Raw genomic sequence first — 24,152 nt, forward strand, 5'->3', positions numbered from 1 at the left:
CTAAAGGGCGGCGGCGCGCCGAAGCCTCACCCCCGCAGCCGGCGCGCCAGCATGTCGAGCTGCTCGAGATCGGCGAAGCGGATCGTCAGCGTCCCGCCCGCGCCCTTCGGCGACAGCGTGACGTCGAGGCCGAGCGTCTCGCCGATCTCCTTCTCCAGCGCCAGCGTGTCGGCGTCGCGCTCCGGTTTCGCCGCGCGCAGGCCCGCGGCGCTCTTCACCTCGGGCGCGCGGCTCATCGCCTCGACGTCGCGGACCGACAGCCCCTTCTCGACCACCCGCCTGGCGGCGGCCTCGGGATCGGGCAGCGCCAGCAGCGCGCGGGCGTGGCCGGCGGTCAGCGAACCGTCGAGCACATGGGCCTTCACCGCGTCCGGCAGCTTCATCAGCCGCAGCGTGTTGGCGATGTGGCTGCGGCTCTTGCCGATGACCTCGGAGAGCTTCTCCTGCGTGTAGGAGAACTGCGCCATCAGCTGCTCGTAGCCGGCCGCCTCGTCGATGGCGTTGAGATCGGCGCGCTGCACGTTCTCGACGATCGCGATCTCCAGCGCCTCGCGGTCGGTGACCTCAAGCACCACGATCGGCGCGTCGTGGACGCCGGCGCGCTGGGCCGCGCGCCAGCGGCGCTCGCCCGCGATGATCTCGAAGCTTTCGCCCTCCCCGCCTTCGACCCGGCGCACGAGGATCGGCTGGATCACGCCCTTCTCGCGCACCGAGGCGGTCAGGTCCTCGAGGTCCTCCTCGCGGAACGAACGGCGCGGATTGTAGCGGCTCGCCTTGATCTGGGCGATCGGCGCGCGCCGCTGCGGGCGCGTGCGGTCGACCACCGCGGTCTCTTCGCCGACGTCTCCGATCAGCGCCGCGAGACCGCGGCCGAGACGCGAGCGTTGCGGCTCCTCAGCCATCTTCGCCTTCCCCATGTTACGCGAACTCTTGAGTGATCAGGCCGCCGCCCGCAGCGCGCGCTCGCGCTGGATGACTTCCGAAGCGAGCTTCAGATAGGCCTGGCTGCCGGTGCACTTCAGGTCGTAGAGCAGCGCCGGCTTGCCGTAGGACGGCGCTTCCGACACGCGCACGTTCCGCGGGATCATGGTCTCGTAGACCTTGTCGCCGAGGAAGGCGCGAACGTCCGCCACCACCTGGCCGGACAGATTGTTGCGCGGGTCGAACATGGTGAGCACCACGCCATGGATGGTGAGCGCCGGGTTCAGCGTCACCCGCACCTGCTCGACCGTGCGCAGCAGCTGGCTGAGGCCTTCGAGCGCGAAGAACTCGCACTGCAGCGGCACCACGATCGCGTTCGCGGCCGCCATCGCGTTGATGGTGAGCAGGTTGAGCGAAGGCGGGCAATCGACCAGCACATAGGTGTAGGGCGTCTCGCGGCCCTCCGCGTGCAGCGCCGCGATGGCGTTGCGCAGCCGGAAGGCGCGGTCCTTCTCGGAGGCGATCTCGAGCTCGAGACCGAGCAGGTCCATGGTGGAGGGCGCGAGCGAGAGCCGCGGGACCGCGGTTTCCTGGATGGTCTCGGCGAGCGTCGCGTCGCCCGAGAGCACGTCATAGGTCGAGAGCTTGCGGGCCTTTCGGTCGACGCCGAGCCCGGTGGAGGCGTTGCCCTGCGGATCGAGGTCGACGATCAGCACGGTCTCGCCGATGGCGGCGAGTGCGGTTCCCAGATTGATGGCGGTCGTGGTCTTGCCGACGCCGCCCTTCTGGTTCGCGAGCGTCAGCACCCGCGGGGCGCCGGGCGGGAACGCGCTTGAGAGCATGGTTTTCGGCTCCGGAAATCGTCCGTCGTCACCGGGGTCCGAGGAAGCGGTCGATCCGCACGATCCGCGCGTCGGGCTCGGTCAGACTGGGGTGAAGCGACGCTTCGACATTCCAGGATTTGGCCGTCACGGTCAATTCGGCCTCGGCCTCTCGACCCTTGGGAAAGAGCCCCACGGCGCCCGTTTTCAACAGCGGAGCGGCGAGCCGCACCAGATCGGCGAGCGGAGCGAGCGCGCGGGCGCTGACGACGTCGGCCGACGTGACCGCCGAACCGGCGATCGCTTCGGCGCGCGCGCCATGGACCAGCGCCTCGACGCCCATCGCGCGGGCGGCCTCGCGCAGAAACGCCGCCTTCTTGCCGTTGCTCTCGACGAGATGGACCCGGATGTCCGGGCGCAGCGCCGCGACCACGAGGCCCGGGAAGCCGGCCCCGGAACCGAAATCGACCCAGACGGTCGCGTGGGCCGGGGCAAGCGTCATGATCTGGGCGCTGTCGGCGACGTGGCGCGTCCACACCGCTTCGAGCGTGCTCGGCGCGACGAGATTTGTCGTCGCCTGCCATTTGTCGAGCAGCGCCACATAGGCGTCGAGCCGCGCCCATGTTTCACGTGAAACATTCATGAGCCGCTCTGCGGCGGCCCGGTCGGCCTCGCGCGGGGTCACGCGGACGCCGCGGAGCGACGGGCGCGCACGGCGAGCAGCGCGAGCGCCGCAGGCGTCATGCCCTCGATCCGACCCGCCTGCCCCAAGGTCGCGGGCGTGGTGCGGATCAGCTTCTCCTGCAGCTCGGCGGAGAGCCCGGGAATGGTCTGGTAGTCGATCGAGCCGGGCAGCGCGAGCTCCTCTTCGGCGCGGCGGCGCGCGATGTCCGCGGTCTGCCGATCGAGATAGACGGCGTAGCTCGCCTCGATCTTGAGCTGCTCGAACGTCGTCCGGTCGACCTCCGCGAAGGCCGGCCAGATGCGCTCGATCTCGACGCGGCCGACGTCGGGCAGCGAGAGCAGGTCATAGGCCGTGCGGCGACGGCCGTCCTGATTGACGGTCACGCCGGCGCGCCTGGCCTCGGCTGGCGTCAGCGAAACCGAACGCGCGAGCGCCTCGGCGGAGGCGAGCCGCGCGGCCTTCTCGGCGAAGCTTCGCGCGCGCCCCGCGCCCACGCAGCCGAGCGCTTCGCCCTTGGCGGTGAGGCGCAGATCCGCATTGTCGGCGCGCAGCGACAGCCGGTACTCGGCGCGCGAGGTGAACATGCGATAGGGCTCGGTGACCCCATGGGTCACGAGGTCGTCGATCATCACGCCGACATAGGCCTCGTGTCGGCCGAAGACCGCGCCCTCCCCGCCGCCTGCGCGCCGCGCGGCGTTGAGGCCCGCGACCAGCCCCTGCGCCGCCGCCTCCTCGTAGCCGGTGGTTCCGTTGATCTGGCCGGCGAGGAACAGCCGCGGAAGCTTCTTGAGCTCGAGCGTCGCGGTCAGTTCGCGCGGATCGACATGGTCGTATTCGATTGCGTAGCCCGGCCGCAGGATCTCGACCTTCTCGAGCCCCGGCATGCTGCGCACGATCGCGAGCTGCACGTCCTCCGGCAGCGAGGTCGAAATCCCGTTCGGATAGACGGTCGGGTCGTCGAGGCCTTCGGGCTCGAGAAATACCTGATGGCTGTCGCGCTCGTCGAAGCGCACGACCTTGTCCTCGATCGAGGGGCAATAGCGCGGGCCGCGGCTCTCGATCCGGCCCGAATACATGGCGGAGCGCGACAGGTTCGCGCGGATGATCGCGTGGGTCTCGTCGGTGGTGCGGCTGACGCCGCACTGGATCTGCGGGTTGCCGATCGCCTCCGTCAGCGTCGAAAACGGCTCGGGCGGATCGTCGCCCGCCTGCATGTCGAGCGCCGCCCAGTCGATGGTGCGTCCGTTGAGCCGCGGCGGCGTGCCGGTCTTCAGTCGTCCGAGCGCAAGGCCCGCGGCCTCGAGCCGGGCCGACAGCCCGAGCGCCGGCGCCTCGCCCGCGCGGCCGGCCGGGATCTGCCGCTCGCCGATATGGATGAGGCCGCGCAGGAAGGTGCCGGTCGTCAGGACGACGGCGCCTGCGGAAATGCGCCGGCCGTCTCCGGTGACGACGCCCGCGACCGCGCCGGCCTCGACGATCAGGTCGTCGACCTCGGCCTCGATGATCTCCAGTCCGGGCGTTTCGCCGAGCGCCCTGTGGATCGCGGCTGCGTAGAGCCGGCGGTCCTGCTGCGCGCGCGGGCCGCGCACCGCTGGCCCCTTGCTGCGATTGAGCACGCGGAACTGGATGCCGCCCGCGTCGGCGCAGCGGCCCATGAGCCCGTCGAGCGCGTCGACCTCGCGCACGAGATGGCCCTTGCCGAGCCCGCCGATCGCGGGGTTGCAGGACATGGCGCCGAGCGTCTCGCGCCGATGGGTGACGAGCGCGGCGCGCGCGCCCATGCGCGCGGCCGCCGCCGCCGCCTCGCAGCCGGCGTGGCCGCCGCCCACGACGACGACGTCGAATGCGTGCTGAGAAGGCGTTCCTGAGGGCGTTGTCATAGCGACCGCGTCTCTACGGCGGAGCGCCCATGCGCGCAATGTTTCACGTGAAACATCGAACCGCCCGCATACGAAAAGGCCCCGCTCTTGGCGGGGCCTGATCGCGCATATGGTTAAGGCTTAGTAACCGGGGAGCGTGAAGCTCGAGGGCAGCGGATAGCGCGAGAAGCTGATCGAGTTCCGCTGCGACTGGAACGGCTGGTAGACCGCCGAGGTGTCATAGGCCGCGCGGGTGGCCGAGCCGGGCTTCGGCGTCTGCCGCGTGTTCAGATAGCTCGGGCCCTTCTGAATGGTGATCGCCACGCCTCTGTCCTGGGCGAAGGCGGGCGCGGCTCCGAGCGGCGCGGCCGCGACCGCCGCGACGGCGGCGAGGAGGAAGATCTTGCGGGTCGTGCGAAGGGTCATATGTGTGCTCCGGGCGCCATGTCGCCGTATTTGACCATTCAACGCGCGAGCGCCGCAAGAGTTGCGCCGCAAAATCCGCGTCGGCGTTGAAATCGCCGCGATTTCGCGTCATGGAACCGTCGCGGTCGCGACTGGCCGCGCATAAGACGAAGGCCGGGCTTTGTGGCGGACCGCCGCCCCGGCCGATGGAGCTGCAAGATGGGCTTTCGGATCGCCGTCGTCGGCGCCACGGGCAATGTGGGCCGCGAAATGCTGAACATCCTCGACGAGCGGGAATTCCCGGTCGACGAGCTCGTGCCGCTGGCCTCGCGCCGGAGCCTCGGCACCGAAGTGTCGTTCGGCGACCGAACTTTGAAATGCCAGGCGCTCGAGCAGTTCGATTTCTCCAAGACCGACATCTGCCTGATGTCGGCCGGCGGGACCGTGTCGAAGGAGTGGTCGCCCAAGATCGCCGCCCAGGGCGCGATCGTGATCGACAACTCGTCGGTCTGGCGCATGGACCCGGACGTGCCGCTCATCGTGCCGGAAGTGAACGCCGACGCGGTCGCGGGCTATCGCAAGAAGGGCATCATCGCCAACCCGAACTGCTCGACCGCGCAGCTCGTCGTCGCGCTGAAGCCGCTGCATGACGCGGCCAAGATCACGCGCGTCGTGGTCTCGACCTACCAGTCCGTCTCCGGCGCCGGCAAGGACGCCATGGACGAGCTCTGGAACCAGACCAAGGGCATCTATGTGAACCAGTCGCCGGAGTTCGAAGGCGGCAAGTTCCCGAAGCAGATCGCCTTCAACGTCATTCCTCACATCGACGTCTTCATGGAGGACGGCTTCACGAAGGAGGAATGGAAGATGGTGGCCGAGACGAAGAAGATTCTCGACCCCAAGATCAAGCTGACCGCCACCTGCGTGCGCGTGCCGGTGTTCGTCGGCCATTCGGAAGCGGTCAACATCGAGTTCGAGAACCCGCTCTCGGCCGACGAGGCGCGCGACATCCTGCGCGAGGCGCCGGGCGTGCTGGTCATCGATAAGCGCGAGCCGGGCGGCTACGTCACGCCGGTCGAATGCGTGGGCGACTTCGCGACCTTCGTGTCCCGCATCCGCGAGGATCCGACGGTCGACAACGGCCTCGTGCTCTGGTGCGTGTCCGACAACCTGCGCAAGGGCGCGGCGCTCAACGCGGTGCAGATCGCCGAGTGCCTCGCCAATCGCGGCCTTCTCAAGCAGGCGGCCTGAACCCGATGCGCCGGCTCGTTTCCGGGCTGGCGCTTCTCTTCCTTCTCGGCGGCGGAACCTCCGCCGCCGAGAAGCCGGTCGACGCCTCGGGCGCGAACCCTTGCGCGATCGACGTCTATTCGATCGACGACGATCCGGCCGGCCTCAATGTCCGCGCCGGCCCCTCCGCCTCCTCAGCGCTCATCGCGACGCTCGAGAACGAGCGGAGCCAGGACGGCGAATCCTACAATCTCGAACTGCGCGTGGTCGGCTCGAAAGACGGCTGGCTGCTGATCGAGCGCGCGTTCTTCCGCGACTATGGCGAAGCCGACAAGGCCGGGACCGTGCTCGACCAGAAGGGCTGGATCTCGGGCAAGCTCGCCGGCAGCGACGTCGGCTCCGTGTTCCTGCGCGCCGCCCCCTCGCCCGAGGCGAAGGCGACCGCGACGCTTTCCAGCCCTTATTCAAGCAGCCCGGCGGGCTCGGTCGGCCGGTTCGAGGTCGGGCGGATCTATGGCTGCACGGGCGAATGGGCCGAGGTCGAGGGCGAATTCGGCGGCAAGACCGTCCGCGGCTGGGCGAACCGCCTGTGCTCCAACCAGACGACGGTGTGCCGCTGAGCCGAGGGGGACGCCCGAACCGCCGCCGTCATCCCCCGGCGCGCATCGAGATCGGCCGCCCCGCCCCTTGTCCCGGACTTGATCCGGGACCCAGAACCGACGCGGGTTCCGGGAAAGGCGACGGGAGTTCGGCGTTCACCCTCGCGATGGCGTCGGTTCTGGGTCCCGGATCAAGTCCGGGACAAGAACGTTGGCGCTTCCGGAAGCCCCATCAGCAAGCGCTAAGCTGCTCGCACGCCGCCGCTGGCCGCTCAAGCCGGACCGCGGCGACGGTTGGGTCAGCGCCCGACGATCTTCGGCGCGATCGAGGCCGCCAGCGTCTCGGCGTTCCGTTTCGCCACCGCCGGGTCGGAAGCGAGCGAGCGGATCGTCAGGAGATCGCCGTCGCGCAGGATCACGGCGGTCGAACCCGCCATCGCGGCGCCCATCGGATAGGCGCTGAGCCAGCCGACCGCAGGCGCGACCTTCAGCTCCGTGATGCGGCAGGCGTCGACCTTGGCCCGGCAGAGCTTTTCGAGCTGGGCGACGGTGGTCTGGCCCGAGCGCACCCGCGCCTCGGTGCCGTCGTCCTGGCGGCTGACCAGAACGTCGATCATCGGCTCGCCTTTGCAGGTCGGGCAGGTGAGCGTCAGCCGCGCGGCCTCGGCGCGGTGGGCGTAGTCGCCGCCGAGCGCGGCCTTGGCGGCGTCCGCGACTGTCGTGAGATCCTTCGCCGCGAAGCCTTCGGCCTGCGCCGCGGAGCTCGCGAGCGAGACCAGAAGGACGAGAAGCGCGCGGGTCGACGTCTTTGCGGGCGGGCGGCGAAAGCAGTCTGCGGTCCGGGTCATGCTTGACTTTAGCCCGGACGGGCGACGATTCAACGACGGGAGGCCGGCGCGCCTCCGACCGTCATTCAAGCGAGCGGCCCCGCCATGAAGCTCTATCGCTACCTCACCGGCCCCGACGACCAGGCCTTCTGCCGGCGCGTGTCGGCCGCGCTCAACAAGGGCTGGACGCTCGCCGGAAACCCGACGCTCACCTACGATCCGGAAAAGAAGACCGTGATCTGCGGCCAGGCGATCACCAAGGACGTGCCGGGCGTCGACTGGTCCGAAGACGTCACGCTGTCTGAGTGGTGACGAGCCGAAGTTCGGGCCGGCGCGGCGGCGTGCGGGCCTCTTCGGCCCCGCCGTCGATCGCGACCAGGATCGGGCGCGGCGCGGGGCGCTGCGGCTGGGCGGGGCCCCGCAGCACGGCTTCGGCCCGCATCTCGAGGCCGATCGCGGCCTCCTCGTCGCCCGCCGCCTGAAGCGTCGTGGAAAGGCGCAGGCAGCTCTGCGCGAGTTCAGCCGCAAGCGGCGCGAGCGAGGGCGCGGAGAGCGCCACGAGGTCGAGCGCCGCGGTCGCGGCGGCGCCGGCGGCCGCCACCTGGCGCAGGTCGCCGACGACGGCCTGGGTCTCGCCGGCGTCGAGCGCGTCGCGGGCGGCCGACGTCCAGCCCTCCCCGAAGGCGCGCAGGATGCAGCGTTGCTCGCAGGCGCGGGCGATCATCATGAGCCGCGCGACGTCGTCGACGCCGCCCGCGAGATCGATGGTGAGGATCGACATGCCGCGCACGAGCGCGGCCTCGGCTTCCGCGAGCGAGCCTTCGCCGCCGTCCGCGGTCCAGGCGAGCGCGTAGCGCAGATAGCTCGCGGCGAGCGGGGCGTTCCAGTCGGCCCGTCCGGGGTTCTGGCCGCGCAGGCGCTCCCACTGGCCCCAGGCCTCGCGATAGCGGCCCGCCCGTTCATGGGCGAGCGCGCGGCGGGCGCCGGCCGCGACCTGAACCGGAGCCGTCTCGTCCTGCCGATCCGCAACGTCCGCCGCCATTGGCTTCATTCCCCGAAATGCCTGGGGCGCATGTCGCCGCCCCTCTCGCGATCGTGAGACTGTGGCACGGCCGGTTTGAAAGCCGCGTGAAGCCGATCGAGGTGAATTGCGCGTTCGTCTTCATCTCCCGGAAACGCTCGCCCGGGACGAATGTCGAGGTCGCCGCACGCCGGGCGACGTGCCACACAGTGCGCCGCACAATACTTCGAGCGGAGCGCGCGCATGGCCGGGTCAGGTCGATTCTTCGAGGACTTCATCGTCGGCGACGTGATCCGCCACGCGACCCCGCGCACCGTGACGGTCGGCGACGTGGCGATGTATCAGGGGCTCTACGGCGACCGCTTCGTGGTGCAGTCCTCCGACGCGTTCGCGCGCCGCATCGGCTATCCGCGCTCGCCGGTCTCCGACCTCATCACGTTCCACGTCGTGTTCGGCAAGACGGTGCCGGACGTTTCTCTCAACGCCTTCGCCAATCTGGGCTATGCCGCGGGCAAGTTCCTGCTGCCCGTCTATCCGGGCGACACGCTGGTCTCGACCTCCGAGGTTATCGGCGTGCGGCCGACCTCAAAGGGCGACGCGGGCGTGGTGTGGGTGCGCACCCGGGGCGTGCGCTCCGACGGCGCGTCGGTGCTCGACTATGTCCGCTGGGTGCTGGTGCGCATGCAGGGCGGCCGGCCGGTGCAGGAGACCGTGGTTCCCGAGCTTCCGAGCGTCGTCGACCCGTCCGAGCTCGGCGCGGCCTGCCCGCGCATCGAGACGTCAGCCTGGGACGACGCCGAGGCCGGCTCGACCCGCCGCTTCGACGACTACGAGGTCGGCGAAAAGATCGACCATGTCGACGGCATGACGGTCGAGGAGGCCGAGCACCAGCTCGCGACGCGGCTCTGGCAGAACACCGCCAAGGTGCATTTCGACGGCTTCGCGCAGAAATCCTCCAAGATCGGCCGGCGCCTCGTCTATGGCGGCCACGTCATCAGCCTCGCGCGCGGGCTGTCGTTCAACGGGCTGGAGAACGCCTTCCACGTCGCCGGGATCAATGGCGGCCGCCACGTCGCGCCGATCCATGCGGGCGACACGCTCTATGCCTGGTCCGAAATCCTCGACAAGCAGCCGATCCCTGGCCGCGACGACGTCGGCGCGCTGCGGGTGCGCATGACCGGCGTGAAGGATTTTTCGACCGCCGGCTTCCCGCGGACGGGCGAGGACGGCAAGGATCACCCGAACGTGGTGCTCGACCTCGACCTGTGGCTGCTGCTGCCGCGGTGAGGCTGTAGGCGCGCGCAGGAAACGACGGCCGTCGTCCCGGGCTTGACCCGGGACCCAGAACCGAGCCCGCGGCGAAATCCGGCCTCGCCGGATCGGTTCTGGATCCCGGCTCTCCGCTCCGCTTTGGCCGGGATGACGCGCGGCGTTTCCGGTCGCAACGTCACGTCGTTCGCTCGCTTGACGCGTGATCCAATCCACTTGAGTCGCGCGGCCGTTGTCTTCTAGGATCAACATCCGTGCACGGATGGATCCGATGTCCGAAGAAAACGCTCAAACCGTCGAAGGCGAATTTTTTAAGAAATTCGTTCGAGAGCATCAGGATGTGTGTTTTGGTTGGTTCGCCTTCTTTGTATCTCTAAATATACTATTATTTGTTATTTATTTTTGTTGGTCGCGAAATGAAACGCCGATTCTTGCGTTAGAATTTGTGGCTTTGATTTCCGGAATGATCGGCGCTTCGATTTGGACGCTAAGGAGAATTTATACTGGATACGTGTCCGTCCGGATCGATCCCGTTGAATACACGATAACGCCGTCACAACGGTCCGACAAAATCTACGCGTTCTTATTTCTCAACATTCCGGGGGCTCTGGGCGCGTTCTATGCGCTTTTATTCTATATCGTCATCTCGTCGGGTTTGATCAGCGGCGAGTTTTTCCCGAAGTTTGATTGCAGCGCAAAAGATCAGTGCGACACGTTCTCCGGCGCGTTTCACAACTGGACGATCGTCGGCCCGACGTCATTCAACAAGCTGATCTTCTGGTGCTTCATGGCCGGGTTTATCGAGCGTTTCGTGCCGACGATGATCGGCGACATGTCGCGATCGAAAATCGCGTGATCCGGAGAGTCCGATCTCCTTAGGAAACGACGGCCGTCGTCCCGGGCTGGACCCGGGACCCGGGACCCGGATCCGAGCCCGCGGCGACATCCGAGCCCGCCGGATCGGCTCTGGATCCCGGCTCTCCGCTTCGCTTCGGCCGGGATGACGCGCGGCGTATCGCGCGCTTCACTGGAGACGCCGGACGTAGAAACGACGAAGGCGGCCCGAGAGCCGCCTTCGCTGCATTCAAACCGCCCGAGACGCCCTCAGGCCGCGACCTGCTCGCCGTCGGAGGCGTTGGCGGGCGTGGGCGTCTAGCGCAGGCCGAGTCCGCACAGCCGAAAGCCGTCGTCCCGGGCTTGACCCCGGACCCAGAACCGAGCCCGCCGCGAAATCCGGCCTCGCCGGATCGGTTCTGGATCCCGGCTCTCCGCTTCGCTTCGGCCGGGATGACGCGCGGCGTATCGCGCGCATCACTGGAGACGCCGGACGCAGAAACGACGAAGGCGGCCCGAGAGCCGCCTTCGCTGCATTCAAACCGCCCGAGACGCCCTCAGGCCGCGACCTGCTCGCCGTCGGAGGCGTTGGCGGGCGTCGGCATCGAGCGCAGGCCGAGGTCGGCGCCATGCAGGCGGGTCAGAACCGCGCGCGCGCCGGCGTCATAGGTCTCGGCGACCTGGCGGATCTCGTCGGCGTCGTCGAGACGGCGCTCGGAGTGCAGGACGTGCTCGCGCACGCGGATCATGATCATGGCGTCGTGCAGCGCCATCACGAGCGCGCGCTCGCCCTCGAGCAGCGGCGTCTGGGCGAGAGACGGCAGCGCCTCCTCGCGGCGCCAGGCCTCGACGATCGCGGTCCAGAGCGGCCAGCTGAGCGCCGCGCTGCGGGAGATCGGTCCCGCATAGGCGTCGAGGCCGGCGCGGAAGAACAGGCGCGTGGCGGTGGCGCTGACGCCGGCGAGGATCGCGCCGTAGACGTCGGAGAGACGCTCGACCATCGGGCGGCCGAGGTCGGCCTCGAAGCGCTCGAGCGCGGCGTCGCCCCAGTGCTTCTTGAACACCTCGGCGAAGACGGCGTCGATGAGATCCGTCTTGCTGTCGAAGTAGCGGTAGAGCAGCGCCTGGGTGACGCCGATCGAGGCCGCGAGGTCGCGGGTCGGGCCGCTGAAGCCGTGATCGGCGAAGAAGCGGCTCGCCGCCTCCACGATTTGGGCGCGGCGGGCGTCGCCGGCGAGGCGGGGCGCGCGACGGCGAAGCGCCGTTTCCCCGATCTTGATGACGGGCGCGACTGTCATGATCTGCCAGCCTTTCTCAATGCCGGGCGCAGGGCCGCGGATTTCCTGGCTGACACACTGACTCCGAGAGCAAAGCCAAAAAAATCCGGGTGAATCCGTATAGACAAGTTGTCGCACCTCCGGTAGGCGACGCCCGTGAAAGTGATAGATCGTGCGGATCACGTGATCGGAAAACGCCGCCTGCATTGAATGCAGCGCATGGCGGCCCATACCAAAGCGGGAAGCGCCGGAGGGCGCCCGCCGTTGCGCTGCGTCGCAGCATCCGATAGTCCACGGCCATAATTTGAAGAGGTCCAGACACGCCCATGGACTCAGGTAAGGCCGCGGCCAACCGGCCACTGTCGCCGCATCTGCAGATTTATCGACCCATGCTGTCGATGATTATGTCGATCGTGCACCGCATCACAGGCGCGGCGCTCTATTTCGGTACGGCGCTCATCGTCATCTGGCTGGTCTCGGCCGCCGCCGGTCCTTCCGCCTTCGCGGCCGTCCAGTCGATCTACGGCTCGTTCCTCGGGCAGCTCGTGCTGTTCGGCTACACTTGGGCGCTCGTCCATCACGCGATCGGCGGGATCAGGCACCTGATCTGGGACGTCGGCCGCGGCTTCGGCCCGGAGCGCGAGCTGCTCTACCGGCTGTCGCTCGGCGGCTCCATCGTCCTCACGATCGTGATCTGGATCGTCGGATACGCGCTCAAGGGCGCGGCCGGCTAAGGGAGTCCCCATGCGCACCCCGCTCGGACAGGTTCGCGGCCTCGGCGCCGCCAAGTCGGGAACGGAGCATTTCTGGGTCCAGCGGCTCACCGCCGTCGCCAACCTTCCCCTCACGCTCGTCTTCGTCGGCGTCGTGATCTCGCTTGCGGGCTCGAGCCACGCCGGCGCGACCGCCACGCTCGGCAACCCCTGGATCGCCATTCTGATGCTGCTCTTCGTCCTGTCGGGCGTCGTGCACATGAAGATCGGCATGCAGGTGATCATCGAGGACTACGTCCATCACGACCTGTGCAAGCTGCTGGCGCTGATGGCCAACACGTTCTTCGCGATCGTGATCGGCCTCGCGGCGGCCTTCGCGCTTCTCAAGATCAGCTTCGGAGTCTGAACCGCCATGGCTGCCAAGGCGAACGGCGCGAACGGAACCGGCCCGGCGGTCAACGGCCGCGCCTATCCGTTCACCGACCACAAGTTCGACGTCGTGGTGGTGGGCGCGGGCGGCGCGGGGCTGCGCGCGGTCGTCGGCTGCTCGGAAGCCGGCCTCAAGACCGCCTGCATCACGAAAGTGTTCCCCACGCGCTCCCACACGGTGGCGGCGCAGGGCGGCATCTCGGCCGCGCTCGGCAACATGGGCGAGGACGACTGGCGCTTCCACATGTACGACACGGTCAAGGGCTCCGACTGGCTCGGGGACCAGGACTCGATCGAGTACCTCGTGCGCAACGCCCCGGCCGCCGTCTATGAGCTCGAGCACTGGGGCGTTCCTTTCTCCCGGACGGAGGAAGGAAAAATCTACCAGCGCCCGTTCGGCGGCATGACGACCCATTACGGCAAGGGCACCGCGCAGCGCACCTGCGCGGCCGCCGACCGCACCGGCCACGCGATCCTCCACACGCTCTACGGCGCGTCGCTGAAGGCCAAGGCGCAGTTCTTCATCGAATACTTCGCCATCGACCTCATGATGAACGAGGAAGGCGAGTGCGTCGGCGTCGTCGCGCTCAAGATGGACGACGGCACGCTCCACCGCTTCCAGTCCAAGCGCACGATTCTCGCGACCGGCGGCTACGGCCGCGCGTACTTCTCCGCCACGTCCGCGCACACCTGCACGGGCGACGGCAACGCCATGGTGCTGCGCGCCGGCCTGCCGCTGCAGGACATGGAGTTCGTGCAGTTCCACCCGACCGGCATCTACGGCGCGGGTTGCCTCATCACCGAGGGCGCACGCGGCGAGGGCGGATACCTGACGAATTCCGAAGGCGAGCGCTTCATGGAGCGCTACGCGCCCTCGGCGAAGGATCTCGCCTCACGCGACGTCGTCTCGCGCTCCATGACGGTGGAGATCCGCGAGGGGCGCGGCGTCGGCAAGAACGGCGACCACATCCACCTCCATCTGGATCATCTCGACCCGAAGGTGCTGCACGAGCGCCTGCCGGGCATCTCCGAGAGCGCCAAGATCTTCGCGGGCGTCGACCTGACCAAGGAGCCGATCCCCGTCATCCCGACCGTGCACTACAACATGGGCGGCATCCCGACGAACTTTCACGGCGAGGTGCTGACCAAGGTGAACGGCGACCCGGATTCGGTCGTCCGCGGCCTGATGGCGATCGGCGAGGCGGCCTGCGTGTCGGTCCATGGCGCGAACCGCCTCGGCTCCAACTCGCTGATCGACCTCGTGGTGTTCGGCCGCGCCACCGCCGACCGCTGCGCAGCAACCCTCGAGCGCAACGCCAGCCACCCCGAGCTTCCGGCCGGCGCCTCGGATCTTGCGATCGAGCGGCTGGACCGCCTGCGCCACGCCTCCGGCGGCACGCCGACGGCCGAGCTTCGCCTCAGGATGCAGAAGGTCATGCAGTCGAACTGCGCCGTGTTCCGCACCGGCGAGGTTCTGGAGGAGGGCAAGGGCATGATCCACGAGGTGTGGTCGGGGGCCGAGGACGTGGGCGTCACCGATCGCTCGCTCGTCTGGAACTCCGACCTCATCGAGACGCTCGAATTCGACAATCTGATCGGCCAGGCGGTCGTCACGATGGAGAGCGCCGTCAACCGCAAGGAAAGCCGCGGCGCCCACGCCCGCGAGGACTATTCCGAGCGCGACGACAAGGAATGGATGAAGCACACGCTGGCCTGGGCCGACATGAGCGCCAAGACGGTCTCAATCGATTACCGCCCGGTCCACACCTACACGATGACCAACGACATCCAGTACATCGAGCCGAAGGCTCGCGTGTATTGACCGGTTCGGCGGCCCTTATCGCGGTCGCCGCCGCAATTTTACTGATGGGCGTAACCGTCTCGAGTGCGGTCCGCGCCGAACAATCCTGCGCCGCCCTCATCAAGGCCGGCGCACGCGTGATCGACACCTACGTCATGGACTTCGGTCCGGACGACAAACTGTACGTCTACATCCTCAGGACGCGCTCGGGCGCGACCGAGAAATGCACCAGCCAACGGCCTCTGCGGACGCAGGGGCGCTGAGGGAACAATGGTCCAGCTCACCCTCCCGAAGAACTCCCGCCTCGTCGAAGGCAAGGTCTGGCCGAAGCCGTCCGGCGCCAAGGAGACGACCGAGTTCAAGGTCTATCGCTGGAACCCGGAGGACGGGATCAATCCGCGCGTCGACACCTTCTACGTCGACCGCGGCGATTGCGGCCCGATGGTTCTGGACGGGCTGATCTGGATCAAGTCGAAGGTCGACGCCTCGCTCACCTTCCGCCGGTCCTGCCGCGAGGGCATCTGCGGCTCCTGCGCGATGAACATCGACGGGACCAACACGCTCGCCTGCACCAAGGGCATGGACGAGTGCAATTCCGGCGGCGCGGTGAAGATCTATCCGCTGCCCCACATGCCGGTGATCAAGGACCTGGTCCCCGACCTGACGCAATTCTACGCTCAGCACGCCTCCGTCGAGCCCTGGCTCAAGACCGAGACCCGCGCCCCCGGCACGGAGTGGCGCCAGTCGCGCGACGACCGCGAGAAGCTCGACGGGCTCTACGAGTGCATCCTGTGCGCCTGCTGCTCGACCTCGTGCCCGAGCTACTGGTGGAACGGCGACCGCTATCTCGGCCCCGCCGCCCTGCTGCAGGCCTATCGCTGGCTGATCGACAGCCGCGACGAGGACACCGGCAAGCGCCTTGACGACCTCGAGGATCCGTTCAAGCTTTACCGCTGCCACACGATCATGAACTGCGCGAAGGCCTGCCCCAAGGGGCTCAATCCCGCCAAGGCCATCGCGGAGATCAAGCACATGATGGTCACCCGCCAGTTCTGAGGTCCTCCGGATGACCGCCGACCGCGACGCATTCGTCACCGTCGCGGTCTGCTACAGCCTGCCGGCCGCGGTCGTCGCCCGCTCGGCGCTCGAGGCGCGCGGCCTGCCGACCTATGCGACCGGCCAATCCCTCGCCCATATCGACTGGACCCTGATGGTGGCGATCGGGGGGATCGACATTCGGGTTCCGGCCGATTGCGAAGCCGACGCCCGAGCGCTGCTCGGCGAGGGCGATCCTGTGCCGCTGCGCGAGACCTCGACCTTTTGGGCGCGGCCGGTGTTCTGGACCGCGCTGTCGGTCCCGGCCTACCTGATCCTCCATCTCTGGCCGCTCTGGCTGAGGCGTCTGAAATGACCGACGACGCCTTCGTCACGGTCGCGACCTTCGAGACGACCGCGGCCGCGATGGTCGCGATATCGGCGCTCGAGGCATATGGCGTCCGCTTCCACTCGCCGTTCCTTGAACAGGCGCGGCTCATTGGGCGCCCGCCGTTCTGGGGTCAGTCGATCGAACTCAAGGTCGCTGTCCGCGACGAGGTTTTGGCGCGCGAGATCCTGGCCGGACCGCCGCCCGCCGTCGGCGAGTAGCCCTCGCCTTCACGGTTGCCGCCTTTTTAGGCGTGCCTATCGCTCGACGACCCTGGAGCGCGCCCATACGTCCTTCCTCATCATCAAGGGAGGCTCGAATGGCCGAAGTCGGTGAAGACCGCGGCTGGACAGCGGAAAACGTCCAGCAGCTTCAGGAGCTCATCCGCGAGAAGGTCCCGGCGAGCATGATCTCGTTGCGGCTGCGCCGCAGCCAGGAGGACGTCCACGCCAAGGCGTCGGAACTCGGGATGGCGATCCCTCCGGAGTGAGCCGCCTGTTCTTCGCTCCCGCCTGAAGCCCTGGACGCTCCCACTGTCGTCCCGGGTCTGTCCCGGGATCCGGAAACTGAACCGATCAGCCGGTCTCGGCTCGGTCAGAGCGTCCGGGCGACGTCAGGCCCAGAGCGGCGAGACGAAGATGGCGATCGTCGTGAACAGCGCGAAAGCGAAGCAGGCCGAGCGCGGCGTCGCGCGGTCGGCGAGGTAGCACGCGACATAGCCGACCCGGAACAGGATCCAGGCGAGCGCGAGCGAGTCCACGAGGCTCGCAGGCCCGCCCTTGACGGTCGCGACCAGAACCGCGACGGCGAACAGCGGAAACGCCTCCCAGGCGTTGTTCTGGGCGGCGTTAGCGCGCTTTCGCCAGCCCTCCTGCCGGGCGAGCCATTCGCGCGGGCCGGCGTTGTCGAAGTCGCTCGCGCCGGCCTTGGCGATCCCGGCGCAGAGGATCGGCATGAGGCCCGCCGCCAGCACGCACCACAGCGCGATCGTCATGGCCTTTCCCCGGCGGCGGCGACCAGCGCCCGCTCGTAGATCCGCGTCAGCGTCTCGAGATCGGCGACCGCAACGCGCTCGTCGACCTTGTGCATGGTCTGGCCGACGAGGCCGAACTCCAGCACCGGGCAATAGGCCCGGATGAAGCGCGCGTCGGAGGTGCCGCCCGAAGTGGTGAGCGCCGGGCGGCGGCCGGTCTCGGCCTCCACCGCGTCGGCGATCGCCTCGACGAAGTCGCCCGGCGGGGTGAGGAACGCGTCGCCGGTGTTGGTCTCGAAGACGAGGTCGTAGGCGTCGCCGCCGATCGCATCGTTCAGCCGGCTACGGATCGTGTCTTCGAGGCTTCGCCACGTGTGTCCGTCATTGTAGCGGACGTTGAAGCGCGCGGTCGCGACGCCCGGGATGACGTTGAACGCCCCGGCGCCGCTCTCGACGCCGACCACCTCGAGGTTCGACGGCTGGAAATGCTCGGAGCCCTGGTCGAGCGGCTCGTCCATCAGCGCGGCGAGCGCGCGCTGCAGCTTGCGGATCGGATTGTCGGCGCGGTGCGGATAGGCGACGTGGCCCTGGACGCCGCGGATCGTGAGCGTCCCCGAATGGCTGCCGCGGCGGCCGACCTTGATCTCGTCGCCGAGCGCCTGCGGGTTCGAGGGCTCGCCGAGCAGGCAGGCGGAGAACGTCTCGCCCCGCGCCTGCGCCCAGTCGAGCAGCTTCGCGGTGCCGTTGACCGCCGGCCCCTCCTCGTCGCCGGTGATGAGGAAGGCGACGGGACCTGCCTCCGGCCGACGGGCGACGGCCGCCACCATGCAGGCGATCGCGCCCTTCATGTCGACCGCGCCGCGGCCGAAGAGCTCGCCGTTGCGAACCGCGCCCGAAAACGGTCCTTGGGTCCAGGCCGCCGCCTCGCCCACCGGCACGACGTCGGTGTGTCCCGCGAACACGAAGCTCGCGCCTTCGCCGCGGCGGGCGAACAGGTTCTCGACGTCGGGGGTGTTCTGGTCGGTGAAGACCGGGCGGCGGACCTCGAAGCCGAGCGGCGTCAGCAGCCCTTCGAGCAGCGCCAGCGCGCCGCCTTCGGCCGGGGTGACGCTTTCGCAGGCGATCAGGCCTTGCGCGACCGCGACGGGATCCCTGGGGTCGATGGTCATGGCTGCTTCGGCCTGTCGCGCCTCGGGTGAAAAACTCCGGAACAACCGCCCGTCATCCGGCCGAAGAGCCGGGATCCAGAACCGTCGACGGCGCCGAGAAGCCGTCATCGTTGGCGTGTCTGGATCCCGGGTCAAGCCCGGGATAACGCCTGGCGCGGCTTGCGCCGGCGGGCCCGAGCCCTGGGGCTTCAGTCCCGCAGCAGCTCGTTGATCGCGGTCTTCGACCGCGTCTGCGCGTCCACGCGCTTCACGATCACGGCGCAGTAGAGCGAGGGGCCGGGGGTCCCGTCCGGCAGCGGCTTGCCGGGCAGCGCGCCCGGCACCACGACCGAATATTCCGGCACTTCGCCGACGAAGACCTCGCCGGTCGCCCGGTCGACGATCTTGGTCGTGGCCGAGATGAACACGCCCATCGAGAGCACCGAACCCTTGCGCACCACCACGCCCTCGACGACCTCCGAGCGCGCGCCGATGAAGCAGTCGTCCTCGATGATCACGGGGCCGGCCTGCAGCGGCTCCAGCACGCCGCCGATGCCCACGCCCCCCGACAGATGCACGTTCTTGCCGATCTGCGCGCAGGAGCCGACCGTCACCCAGGTGTCGACCATCGTGCCGGCATCCACATAGGCTCCGACGTTCACGAAGCTCGGCATCAGCACGACGTTCGGCGCCACATAGGCAGAGCGGCGCACGATCGAGCCCGGCACGGCGCGAAAGCCCGCCTGCCTGAACTCCGGCTCCGTCCAGCCGTCGAACTTCGAGGGCACCTTGTCCCACCAGGTCGCCGCGCCGGGACCGCCCGGGATCGCGGCCATGTCATTGAGGCGGAACGACAGCAGCACGGCCTTCTTGGCCCACTGATGCACGGTCCACTTGCCGCCTTCCGGCACGGCGACGCGGATCTCGCCCTTGTCGAGGCCCGCGAGCGTGTGCTCCACGGCCTCGCGCGCGGCGCCGGTCGTCGCGGGGGTGATCTCGGCGCGCTTCTCCCAGGCGTCGTCGATCGCGGCGGCGAGGTCGGCGTGGGACATCTTTGGCTCTGGCTCCGGCAGGGATTTTGTCGGCGCGAGGTTTGAAGCGCCGGGAAGGGCGATGTCAATCATGAGCGCGCGCTCTTCGCGCTCTCAGTCCCTTCGTCTCGGACCTTTGGGTAGCCCTTTGGCTTCGCGCGCGAGGTCGGAGATGCGCACCTCGGCCTCTTGCTGGCGTTCGAGTTTCCGCCGCTCGTCGAACTTCGCGTATTCGCTTTCCGCTTCGCGTCTGCCGCCTTCACGGATCCGCCAGTCCGGAGCACGCCCCTCCCCAACTGCTAGAGTCGCTGCTCAAGCAGCCGCGTCGCGTCGGCCATCACGACGAGACGGCCGAGATCGAGCTGGTCCTCGAAAATGTCCAAAAGGATCGTGGTGAGCCGGTTGAGCTCTCGAATTTCCTGTTGAGCCAGGTAGTTTTTGGAGACGGCGACATCGGTCTTTCGAATGCTGTCATTGGGCCAGCCCTGCAGGCCCATGTTGTCAGCCTCGCAGTCCGCCCGAGCCGCGACGATCTCCGATGGCGTCTGCGAAACGACGGCATAAATCAGCTTCGCCTGTGTGCGTTGATAGAACTCCCGGGCCACATCCGTGGAGCCGTCATAGTCCTGGCACATCGCGCAGATGCTTCGAAGTTCCTTGTAGACGTTAGATTCATCTGCGCGAATGTCGCGAATAATATCGCGGAGCTCGGCGATCCGGTCGCTATGCTCTGGTCGCTTGAGCCGACCAGAGTCAATTACGAACCCTTTCTTTGCGAACTGAACCAATACGCCGGTCGCCCAGCGCCGAAAGACCGTAGCCTGGGCCGACGAGACCCGATAACCCACCGAGATCACGACATCGAGGTTGTAGGCGGTTGTGGGCCGGCCATTGGTTGTTTGCATTTTTTGCAAAGAAGTCGGCTCGTCGAGCTCGCCTTCCTCAAAAATGTTGGCGATGTGCCGGGAAATGACTGACACGTCCCGGCCGAAAAGCTGACCGATCTGGGCTTGAGACATCCAGAGCGTTTCGCTCGCATAGCGGATGTCAAGCCGAAGGCCCTTTTCAGTGGAGTAAACAAGAAAGCGGTCGCCCGTTTCGGCGTCCTCGGTCAGCTGAACAGGTCCGCCCTCGTTCTCGCCCATCGTCTCATCCGATCCAACCGACCGGAACATTATAGCAACATTTCATGCCGTCCCGTCGAGTCGGAGTTTCCGATGCCGGGACGCCGCCTTCACTTCGTCCCGTAGAGCCGATCTCCCGCGTCGCCCAGCCCCGGCACGATGTAGCCGTGCTCGTTGAGCTTCTCGTCGATCGCCGCGGTGTAGACGGGCACTTCCGGATGGACGGCCTCGAAGCGGGCGATCCCCTCGGGGGCGGCGAGCAGGCAAAGGAACCGCAGATCCTTCGCGCCGGCGTCCTTCAGCTCCTGCACCGCGTCGACGGCCGAATTGCCGGTCGCCAGCATCGGGTCGACCACGATCACCAGCCGGTCGCAGAGCTCGGCCGGGGCCTTGAAGAAGTAGCGCACCGGCTGGAGCGTCTCGTGGTCGCGATAGAGCCCGACATGGGCGACGCGCGCCGAGGGCACGAGGTCGAGCATGCCGTCCACGAGGCCGTTGCCGGCCCGCAGGATCGAGGCGAACACCAGCTTCTTGCCGGCGAGCTTGGGCGCGCGCATCGGCGCGACCGGCGTCTCGATGTCGACGAGCTCGACCGGGAGATCGCGCGTCACCTCATAGGCGAGCAGCAGCGAGATCTCCCGCAGCAGCAGGCGGAAGCTCGCGGTCGACCGGTCCTTCTCGCGCATGAGCGTCAGCTTGTGCTGCACCAGCGGGTGATCGATGACGGTGGCGTTCGGCATGGCGGTCAGGTTCTTCCAAGCGTCCAGGGGGTTCCGTGGCGGCCGGGCCCGAGCCCGAGATGGGCGCCGAGCGTCGCGCCGACGTCGGCGAAGCTCGCTCGCAGCCCGATCGGGCCTGGACCGAAGCCCGGCCCGAAGGCGAGCACGGGAACGCGCTCGCGGGTGTGGTCGGCGCCTTCCCAGGTCGGGTCGCAACCGTGGTCGGCGGTGACGACGCAGAGGTCGCCGGGCGAAAGCGCCGCGCGGATGTCCGGGATGCGCGCGTCGAAAGCCTCGAGCGCGGCCGCGTAGCCCGCGACGTCGCGGCGGTGGCCGTATTCGGTGTCGAAGTCGATGATGTTGGCGATCACGAAGCCGCCGTCCGGCAGGTCCGCCAAGGCCGCGAGCGCGGCGTCGAGCAGCGCGGCGTTGCCCTTGGCCTTCACGACGCGGCCCGTGCCCTCATGGGCGAAAATGTCGCCGATCTTGCCGACCGAGACCACCTCCCGGCCCGCCTGGCTTGCGCGGGCGAGCAGGGTCGGCTCGTGCGGGGGCGTGGCGTAGTCGCGGCGGTTGCCGGTGCGGGCGAAGTCCGCGGCGCCTGTCCCGACGAAAGGGCGGGCGATGACGCGCCCGACATTCAGCGGATCGACGAGGTGTCGGGCGATCTCGCAGAGCGCGTAGAGCCGCTCGAGCCCGAACGCCTCCTCGTGGGCCGCGATCTGGAACACGCTGTCGGCCGAGGTGTAGACGATCGGTTTCCCTGTCCGCACATGCTCCTCGCCGAGCCGTTCGATGATCGCGGTGCCGGAGGCGTGGACGCCGCCCAGCACGCCGGGCAAGCCGCCCTGCGCGACGAGATCCGCGATGAGCTCCGGCGGGAAGGCCGGGTCGGTCTTCGGAAAATAGCCCCAGTCGAACAGCACCGGCGCGCCGGTCAGCTCCCAGTGGCCCGAGGGCGTGTCCTTGCCCGAGGAAATCTCTTCCGCCGCGCCCCAGAGTCCGCCGGTCGCCGCGCCTTCAAGGCCGGGCGGCGTGCGGCCGGTCGCGATCCGCGCCGCCTCGCCGAGGCCGAGCGCGACGAAGTTCGGCAGCCGCAATGGCCCTGAGCGGAGGCCGGCGCGGGAGGCCGAACCCGCGGCCGCGGCCTCGGCGATATGGCCGAGCGTGTCGGCGCCCTCGTCGCCGAAGCGGGCGGCGTCGGGCGCGCCGCCGATCCCCACGGAATCGAGCACCAGAAGCAGCGCCCGGGTCACGCGATCCGCTCCAGCACGAGCGGGCGGCGCGCGGCCGCCTCCGCGGTCCGGTAGGCGGCCCGCACCGCGGCCGCCGCGCGCTCGGCCGCGCCGGCGTCGCGCGCATGCACGATCGCGAGCGGCCGGTCGGGGCCGACCTCTTCGCCGACGCCTGCGAGCCGGTCCAACCCGACCGAGACGTCGATCCCGTCCTCCGCGCGGGTCCGGCCGCCGCCGAGCGCCACGACCGCAAGGCCGAGCGCGCGCGTCTCGACCCCCGCCACGACGCCCGGCCGCTCCGGCGCGACGGCAAGCGTGGTCCTGGCCTCCGCCAGATGGGCGCGCGGACGGTCGACGAGGTCGGAAGGCCCGCCGAGCGCCGCGACCATGCGGGCGAAGCGTTCGGCGGCGGCGCCGGACGAGATCGCCGCGGCGATCCGCGCCGCCCCCTCCTCGGCCGAGGCCGCGAGGCCGCCTTGCGCCAGCGTCTCGCCGCCGAGCGCCGCGGTGACCGCGACGAGCCGCGCGTCCTCGCGCCGCCCCGCAAGAATCTCGACCGCGTGCAGGATCTCGAGCGCGTTGCCCGCGACCGGGGCAAGCGGCTCGTCCATGTCGGTCAGCAGCGCCGAGGTCTTGAGCCCGGCGCCGTTCGCGACCTCCACCAGCGAGCGCGCGAGCGCGCGGGCGTCGTCGATCGACGCCATGAAGGCGCCCGAACCGGTCTTCACGTCGAGCACCAGCGCCGAGAGGCCCGCCGCGAGCTTCTTCGACAGGATCGAGGCGGTGATGAGCGGCAGCGACTCCACCGTCGCGGTCACGTCGCGCGCGGCGTAGAGGCGCCGGTCGGCGGGGGCGACGTCCTGCGTCTGCCCGACGATCGCGCATCCGGCGTCGCGCACCGCGGCGCGGAACACGCCGACGTCGGGCCGCGTCATGTAGCCCGGAATGGCGTCGAGCTTGTCGATCGTGCCGCCGGTGTGGCCAAGGCCCCGCCCTGCGATCATCGGCACGAAGGCCCCGCAGGCCGCGAGCGCCGGCGCCAGGATGAGGCTGACCGTGTCGCCGATCCCGCCGGTCGAATGCTTGTCGAGCGCCGGGCCCGGCAGGCCCGACCAGTCGAGCGTGCGGCCGGACGCCGTCATGGCGCGGGTGAGCGCGACCGTCTCGTCGCGGTCGAGGCCGTTCAGCCACGCGGCCATGGCGAAGGCGCCGAGCTGCGCGTCGGTCACCGCGCCCGAGACGACGCCCTGAACGAACGCCTCGATGGTCTCGGGCGGCAGTCGCCCGCCGTCGCGCTTCAGGCGGATGATCTCCTGCGGCGGAAGCCCCGCGGTCATGGCCGCGCGCCCTGAAGAATCTCAGGGCCGAAGCTCTCGGGCAGCAGCTCGCCCGCCGTGAAGCGGCGCCGCACGCCTTCGGGCCCCGCGATCACGACGGCCGCGTCGGGGCCCGCGAATTCGCGGATCCGCTGCCGGCAGGCGCCGCAGGGGGTGCAGAGGCCCGCGCCGCCGCCGATCACGAGGATCGCCGCGAGACGGGTCTCGCCGCCCGCCACCATCGCCGACAACGCGCCGACCTCCGCGCAGGCGCCCACCGGATAGGCGGCGTTCTCGACGTTGCAGCCTGCGAAGATCGCCCCGCCCGCCCCAAGGACCGCGGCCCCGACCGAAAAGCCCGAATAGGGGGCGTAGGCGCGCGCCCGGGCGCCCGCCGCGGCGTCGAACAGGGCGGCGAGGCTGGTCTCGTCGATCATCGGGTTCGGAGCTTCCGGGAGGGCGGGAGGCGGCGGTCGGCCAAGGATAGCGCCG

The 24,152-nt window shown here is 68.9% G+C and carries 29 protein-coding genes; 13 read left to right on the forward strand and 16 right to left on the reverse strand.

Annotated elements, in window-relative coordinates; genetic code table 11:
- Positions 1 to 26: 26 nt before the first annotated feature.
- The 5 genes from ACFOWB_RS04530 to ACFOWB_RS04550 form a co-directional block, all read right to left on the reverse strand.
- The gene (locus ACFOWB_RS04530) at positions 27 to 902 is read right to left on the reverse strand and encodes a ParB/RepB/Spo0J family partition protein (protein ID WP_261401139.1); all 876 of its coding nucleotides are present in this window, start codon (positions 900 to 902) and stop codon (positions 27 to 29) included.
- Between the two features lie 36 nt (positions 903 to 938).
- A complete protein-coding gene (locus ACFOWB_RS04535; RefSeq protein ID WP_378145906.1) occupies positions 939 to 1,763 on the reverse strand; it encodes a ParA family protein in 825 nt (274 codons plus the stop codon).
- Between the two features lie 28 nt (positions 1,764 to 1,791).
- A complete protein-coding gene (gene rsmG, locus ACFOWB_RS04540) occupies positions 1,792 to 2,385 on the reverse strand; it encodes a 16S rRNA (guanine(527)-N(7))-methyltransferase RsmG (RefSeq protein ID WP_261405740.1) in 594 nt (197 codons plus the stop codon).
- A 38-nt stretch (positions 2,386 to 2,423) separates the two neighbouring features.
- Positions 2,424 to 4,346 (reverse strand): tRNA uridine-5-carboxymethylaminomethyl(34) synthesis enzyme MnmG, encoded by a 1,923-nt coding sequence (mnmG, locus tag ACFOWB_RS04545; RefSeq protein ID WP_378145908.1) that lies wholly within the window; start codon positions 4,344 to 4,346, stop codon positions 2,424 to 2,426.
- A gap of 81 nt (positions 4,347 to 4,427) precedes the next feature.
- On the reverse strand, positions 4,428 to 4,712 hold the full coding sequence (locus ACFOWB_RS04550) for a hypothetical protein (RefSeq protein ID WP_261401137.1): 285 nt from the start codon (positions 4,710 to 4,712) through the stop codon (positions 4,428 to 4,430).
- Between the two features lie 198 nt (positions 4,713 to 4,910).
- On the opposite strand from ACFOWB_RS04550, the gene ACFOWB_RS04555 reads away from it, so the two are divergent.
- Together ACFOWB_RS04555 and ACFOWB_RS04560 are read left to right on the forward strand one after the other, a co-directional pair.
- Positions 4,911 to 5,942: an aspartate-semialdehyde dehydrogenase gene (locus ACFOWB_RS04555; protein WP_261401136.1), complete on the forward strand. Its 1,032-nt coding sequence runs from the start codon at positions 4,911 to 4,913 to the stop codon at positions 5,940 to 5,942.
- Positions 5,943 to 5,947: 5 nt separating this feature from the next.
- Entirely contained in the window at positions 5,948 to 6,541 is a 594-nt protein-coding gene (locus ACFOWB_RS04560) for an SH3 domain-containing protein (protein WP_261401135.1), read from the forward strand.
- A gap of 278 nt (positions 6,542 to 6,819) precedes the next feature.
- Here ACFOWB_RS04560 and ACFOWB_RS04565 read toward each other — a convergent pair whose 3' ends face one another.
- Positions 6,820 to 7,368, reverse strand: a complete 549-nt coding sequence (locus tag ACFOWB_RS04565) for a hypothetical protein (protein WP_261401134.1) — start codon at positions 7,366 to 7,368, stop codon at positions 6,820 to 6,822.
- An 84-nt stretch (positions 7,369 to 7,452) separates the two neighbouring features.
- On the opposite strand from ACFOWB_RS04565, the gene ACFOWB_RS04570 reads away from it, so the two are divergent.
- Positions 7,453 to 7,659, forward strand: coding sequence for a DUF1737 domain-containing protein (locus ACFOWB_RS04570; protein ID WP_261401133.1), 207 nt, complete (start codon positions 7,453 to 7,455; stop codon positions 7,657 to 7,659).
- Here ACFOWB_RS04570 and ACFOWB_RS04575 read toward each other — a convergent pair.
- Entirely contained in the window at positions 7,640 to 8,389 is a 750-nt protein-coding gene (locus ACFOWB_RS04575; RefSeq protein WP_378145912.1) for a hypothetical protein, read from the reverse strand. The genes ACFOWB_RS04570 and ACFOWB_RS04575 overlap by 20 nt on opposite strands.
- A gap of 222 nt (positions 8,390 to 8,611) precedes the next feature.
- Here ACFOWB_RS04575 and ACFOWB_RS04580 point away from each other — a divergent pair, with 222 nt between their 5' ends.
- On the forward strand, positions 8,612 to 9,655 hold the full coding sequence (locus ACFOWB_RS04580; protein ID WP_261401131.1) for a MaoC family dehydratase: 1,044 nt from the start codon (positions 8,612 to 8,614) through the stop codon (positions 9,653 to 9,655).
- Between the two features lie 253 nt (positions 9,656 to 9,908).
- Positions 9,909 to 10,493 (forward strand): hypothetical protein, encoded by a 585-nt coding sequence (locus ACFOWB_RS04585; protein ID WP_261401130.1) that lies wholly within the window; start codon positions 9,909 to 9,911, stop codon positions 10,491 to 10,493.
- 535 nt (positions 10,494 to 11,028) lie between these two features.
- Here the strand turns inward: ACFOWB_RS04585 and ACFOWB_RS04590 are convergent.
- Positions 11,029 to 11,769 carry a TetR/AcrR family transcriptional regulator gene (locus tag ACFOWB_RS04590; RefSeq protein WP_261401129.1) on the reverse strand — a complete coding sequence of 247 codons (741 nt, stop codon included), beginning with the start codon at positions 11,767 to 11,769 and terminating at the stop codon, positions 11,029 to 11,031.
- Between the two features lie 305 nt (positions 11,770 to 12,074).
- On the opposite strand from ACFOWB_RS04590, the gene sdhC reads away from it, so the two are divergent.
- The 8 genes from sdhC (at position 12,075) to ACFOWB_RS04630 (ending at position 16,604) form a co-directional block, all read left to right on the forward strand.
- On the forward strand, positions 12,075 to 12,482 hold the full coding sequence (gene sdhC / locus ACFOWB_RS04595) for a succinate dehydrogenase, cytochrome b556 subunit (RefSeq protein WP_261401128.1): 408 nt from the start codon (positions 12,075 to 12,077) through the stop codon (positions 12,480 to 12,482).
- Between the two features lie 10 nt (positions 12,483 to 12,492).
- Complete coding sequence (gene sdhD / locus ACFOWB_RS04600; RefSeq protein ID WP_261401127.1) at positions 12,493 to 12,867, forward strand: succinate dehydrogenase, hydrophobic membrane anchor protein; 375 nt, start codon at positions 12,493 to 12,495, stop codon at positions 12,865 to 12,867.
- 6 nt (positions 12,868 to 12,873) lie between these two features.
- Positions 12,874 to 14,712 (forward strand): succinate dehydrogenase flavoprotein subunit, encoded by a 1,839-nt coding sequence (gene sdhA / locus ACFOWB_RS04605; protein ID WP_261401126.1) that lies wholly within the window; start codon positions 12,874 to 12,876, stop codon positions 14,710 to 14,712.
- Positions 14,709 to 14,954 carry a hypothetical protein gene (locus ACFOWB_RS04610; RefSeq protein WP_261401125.1) on the forward strand — a complete coding sequence of 82 codons (246 nt, stop codon included), beginning with the start codon at positions 14,709 to 14,711 and terminating at the stop codon, positions 14,952 to 14,954. Before sdhA ends, ACFOWB_RS04610 begins: the two co-directional genes overlap by 4 nt.
- A 7-nt stretch (positions 14,955 to 14,961) precedes the next feature.
- Positions 14,962 to 15,747: a succinate dehydrogenase iron-sulfur subunit gene (locus ACFOWB_RS04615; protein ID WP_261405614.1), complete on the forward strand. Its 786-nt coding sequence runs from the start codon at positions 14,962 to 14,964 to the stop codon at positions 15,745 to 15,747.
- Between the two features lie 10 nt (positions 15,748 to 15,757).
- A complete protein-coding gene (locus ACFOWB_RS04620; protein ID WP_261405613.1) occupies positions 15,758 to 16,102 on the forward strand; it encodes a hypothetical protein in 345 nt (114 codons plus the stop codon).
- Entirely contained in the window at positions 16,099 to 16,335 is a 237-nt protein-coding gene (locus ACFOWB_RS04625) for a hypothetical protein (RefSeq protein ID WP_261405612.1), read from the forward strand. Before ACFOWB_RS04620 ends, ACFOWB_RS04625 begins: the two co-directional genes overlap by 4 nt.
- 98 nt (positions 16,336 to 16,433) lie before the next feature.
- Complete coding sequence (locus ACFOWB_RS04630) at positions 16,434 to 16,604, forward strand: hypothetical protein (RefSeq protein ID WP_261405611.1); 171 nt, start codon at positions 16,434 to 16,436, stop codon at positions 16,602 to 16,604.
- A gap of 123 nt (positions 16,605 to 16,727) precedes the next feature.
- Here the strand turns inward: ACFOWB_RS04630 and ACFOWB_RS04635 are convergent, their stop codons facing one another.
- The 8 genes from ACFOWB_RS04635 to ACFOWB_RS04670 all read right to left on the reverse strand — a co-directional run bounded on the left by ACFOWB_RS04635 (position 16,728) and on the right by ACFOWB_RS04670 (position 24,097).
- Positions 16,728 to 17,108 (reverse strand): MAPEG family protein, encoded by a 381-nt coding sequence (locus ACFOWB_RS04635; protein ID WP_261405610.1) that lies wholly within the window; start codon positions 17,106 to 17,108, stop codon positions 16,728 to 16,730.
- Positions 17,105 to 18,250, reverse strand: a complete 1,146-nt coding sequence (gene dapE, locus ACFOWB_RS04640) for a succinyl-diaminopimelate desuccinylase (protein WP_261405739.1) — start codon at positions 18,248 to 18,250, stop codon at positions 17,105 to 17,107. The genes ACFOWB_RS04635 and dapE overlap by 4 nt, the downstream gene beginning before the upstream one ends.
- Positions 18,251 to 18,444: 194 nt before the next feature.
- Complete coding sequence (dapD, locus tag ACFOWB_RS04645) at positions 18,445 to 19,287, reverse strand: 2,3,4,5-tetrahydropyridine-2,6-dicarboxylate N-succinyltransferase (RefSeq protein WP_261405609.1); 843 nt, start codon at positions 19,285 to 19,287, stop codon at positions 18,445 to 18,447.
- A 278-nt stretch (positions 19,288 to 19,565) separates the two neighbouring features.
- Entirely contained in the window at positions 19,566 to 20,411 is an 846-nt protein-coding gene (locus ACFOWB_RS04650) for a virulence RhuM family protein (protein ID WP_261405608.1), read from the reverse strand.
- 89 nt (positions 20,412 to 20,500) lie between these two features.
- The gene (gene upp / locus ACFOWB_RS04655) at positions 20,501 to 21,130 is read right to left on the reverse strand and encodes a uracil phosphoribosyltransferase (protein WP_261405607.1); all 630 of its coding nucleotides are present in this window, start codon (positions 21,128 to 21,130) and stop codon (positions 20,501 to 20,503) included.
- Between the two features lie 5 nt (positions 21,131 to 21,135).
- The gene (locus ACFOWB_RS04660) at positions 21,136 to 22,365 is read right to left on the reverse strand and encodes a phosphopentomutase (RefSeq protein WP_261405606.1); all 1,230 of its coding nucleotides are present in this window, start codon (positions 22,363 to 22,365) and stop codon (positions 21,136 to 21,138) included.
- On the reverse strand, positions 22,362 to 23,681 hold the full coding sequence (gene deoA / locus ACFOWB_RS04665; RefSeq protein WP_261405605.1) for a thymidine phosphorylase: 1,320 nt from the start codon (positions 23,679 to 23,681) through the stop codon (positions 22,362 to 22,364). The genes ACFOWB_RS04660 and deoA overlap by 4 nt, the downstream gene beginning before the upstream one ends.
- Complete coding sequence (locus ACFOWB_RS04670; RefSeq protein ID WP_261405604.1) at positions 23,678 to 24,097, reverse strand: cytidine deaminase; 420 nt, start codon at positions 24,095 to 24,097, stop codon at positions 23,678 to 23,680. Before ACFOWB_RS04670 ends, deoA begins: the two co-directional genes overlap by 4 nt.
- Positions 24,098 to 24,152: the final 55 nt, after the last annotated feature.

The sequence above is a fragment of the Chenggangzhangella methanolivorans genome, from assembly GCF_042648545.1.
In the GTDB taxonomy this organism is placed as follows: domain Bacteria; phylum Pseudomonadota; class Alphaproteobacteria; order Rhizobiales; family Methylopilaceae; genus Methylopila; species Methylopila methanolivorans.

Excerpts from the sequence above, each read along its gene's own strand:
- ACFOWB_RS04530 (WP_261401139.1), bottom strand. The coding sequence starts at position 902 with ATGGCTGAGGAGCCGCAACGCTCGCGTCTCGGCCGCGGTCTCGCGGCG.
- ACFOWB_RS04535 (WP_378145906.1), bottom strand. The coding sequence starts at position 1,763 with ATGCTCTCAAGCGCGTTCCCGCCCGGCGCCCCGCGGGTGCTGACGCTC.
- rsmG (WP_261405740.1), bottom strand. The coding sequence starts at position 2,385 with ATGAATGTTTCACGTGAAACATGGGCGCGGCTCGACGCCTATGTGGCG.
- ACFOWB_RS04550 (WP_261401137.1), bottom strand. The coding sequence starts at position 4,712 with ATGACCCTTCGCACGACCCGCAAGATCTTCCTCCTCGCCGCCGTCGCG.
- ACFOWB_RS04555 (WP_261401136.1), top strand. The coding sequence starts at position 4,911 with ATGGGCTTTCGGATCGCCGTCGTCGGCGCCACGGGCAATGTGGGCCGC.
- ACFOWB_RS04560 (WP_261401135.1), top strand. The coding sequence starts at position 5,948 with ATGCGCCGGCTCGTTTCCGGGCTGGCGCTTCTCTTCCTTCTCGGCGGC.
- ACFOWB_RS04565 (WP_261401134.1), bottom strand. The coding sequence starts at position 7,368 with ATGACCCGGACCGCAGACTGCTTTCGCCGCCCGCCCGCAAAGACGTCG.
- ACFOWB_RS04570 (WP_261401133.1), top strand. The coding sequence starts at position 7,453 with ATGAAGCTCTATCGCTACCTCACCGGCCCCGACGACCAGGCCTTCTGC.
- ACFOWB_RS04575 (WP_378145912.1), bottom strand. The coding sequence starts at position 8,389 with ATGGCGGCGGACGTTGCGGATCGGCAGGACGAGACGGCTCCGGTTCAG.
- ACFOWB_RS04580 (WP_261401131.1), top strand. The coding sequence starts at position 8,612 with ATGGCCGGGTCAGGTCGATTCTTCGAGGACTTCATCGTCGGCGACGTG.
- ACFOWB_RS04585 (WP_261401130.1), top strand. The coding sequence starts at position 9,909 with ATGTCCGAAGAAAACGCTCAAACCGTCGAAGGCGAATTTTTTAAGAAA.
- ACFOWB_RS04590 (WP_261401129.1), bottom strand. The coding sequence starts at position 11,769 with ATGACAGTCGCGCCCGTCATCAAGATCGGGGAAACGGCGCTTCGCCGT.
- sdhC (WP_261401128.1), top strand. The coding sequence starts at position 12,075 with ATGGACTCAGGTAAGGCCGCGGCCAACCGGCCACTGTCGCCGCATCTG.
- sdhD (WP_261401127.1), top strand. The coding sequence starts at position 12,493 with ATGCGCACCCCGCTCGGACAGGTTCGCGGCCTCGGCGCCGCCAAGTCG.
- sdhA (WP_261401126.1), top strand. The coding sequence starts at position 12,874 with ATGGCTGCCAAGGCGAACGGCGCGAACGGAACCGGCCCGGCGGTCAAC.
- ACFOWB_RS04615 (WP_261405614.1), top strand. The coding sequence starts at position 14,962 with ATGGTCCAGCTCACCCTCCCGAAGAACTCCCGCCTCGTCGAAGGCAAG.
- ACFOWB_RS04620 (WP_261405613.1), top strand. The coding sequence starts at position 15,758 with ATGACCGCCGACCGCGACGCATTCGTCACCGTCGCGGTCTGCTACAGC.
- ACFOWB_RS04625 (WP_261405612.1), top strand. The coding sequence starts at position 16,099 with ATGACCGACGACGCCTTCGTCACGGTCGCGACCTTCGAGACGACCGCG.
- ACFOWB_RS04630 (WP_261405611.1), top strand. The coding sequence starts at position 16,434 with ATGGCCGAAGTCGGTGAAGACCGCGGCTGGACAGCGGAAAACGTCCAG.
- ACFOWB_RS04635 (WP_261405610.1), bottom strand. The coding sequence starts at position 17,108 with ATGACGATCGCGCTGTGGTGCGTGCTGGCGGCGGGCCTCATGCCGATC.
- dapD (WP_261405609.1), bottom strand. The coding sequence starts at position 19,287 with ATGTCCCACGCCGACCTCGCCGCCGCGATCGACGACGCCTGGGAGAAG.
- ACFOWB_RS04650 (WP_261405608.1), bottom strand. The coding sequence starts at position 20,411 with ATGGGCGAGAACGAGGGCGGACCTGTTCAGCTGACCGAGGACGCCGAA.
- upp (WP_261405607.1), bottom strand. The coding sequence starts at position 21,130 with ATGCCGAACGCCACCGTCATCGATCACCCGCTGGTGCAGCACAAGCTG.
- deoA (WP_261405605.1), bottom strand. The coding sequence starts at position 23,681 with ATGACCGCGGGGCTTCCGCCGCAGGAGATCATCCGCCTGAAGCGCGAC.
- ACFOWB_RS04670 (WP_261405604.1), bottom strand. The coding sequence starts at position 24,097 with ATGATCGACGAGACCAGCCTCGCCGCCCTGTTCGACGCCGCGGCGGGC.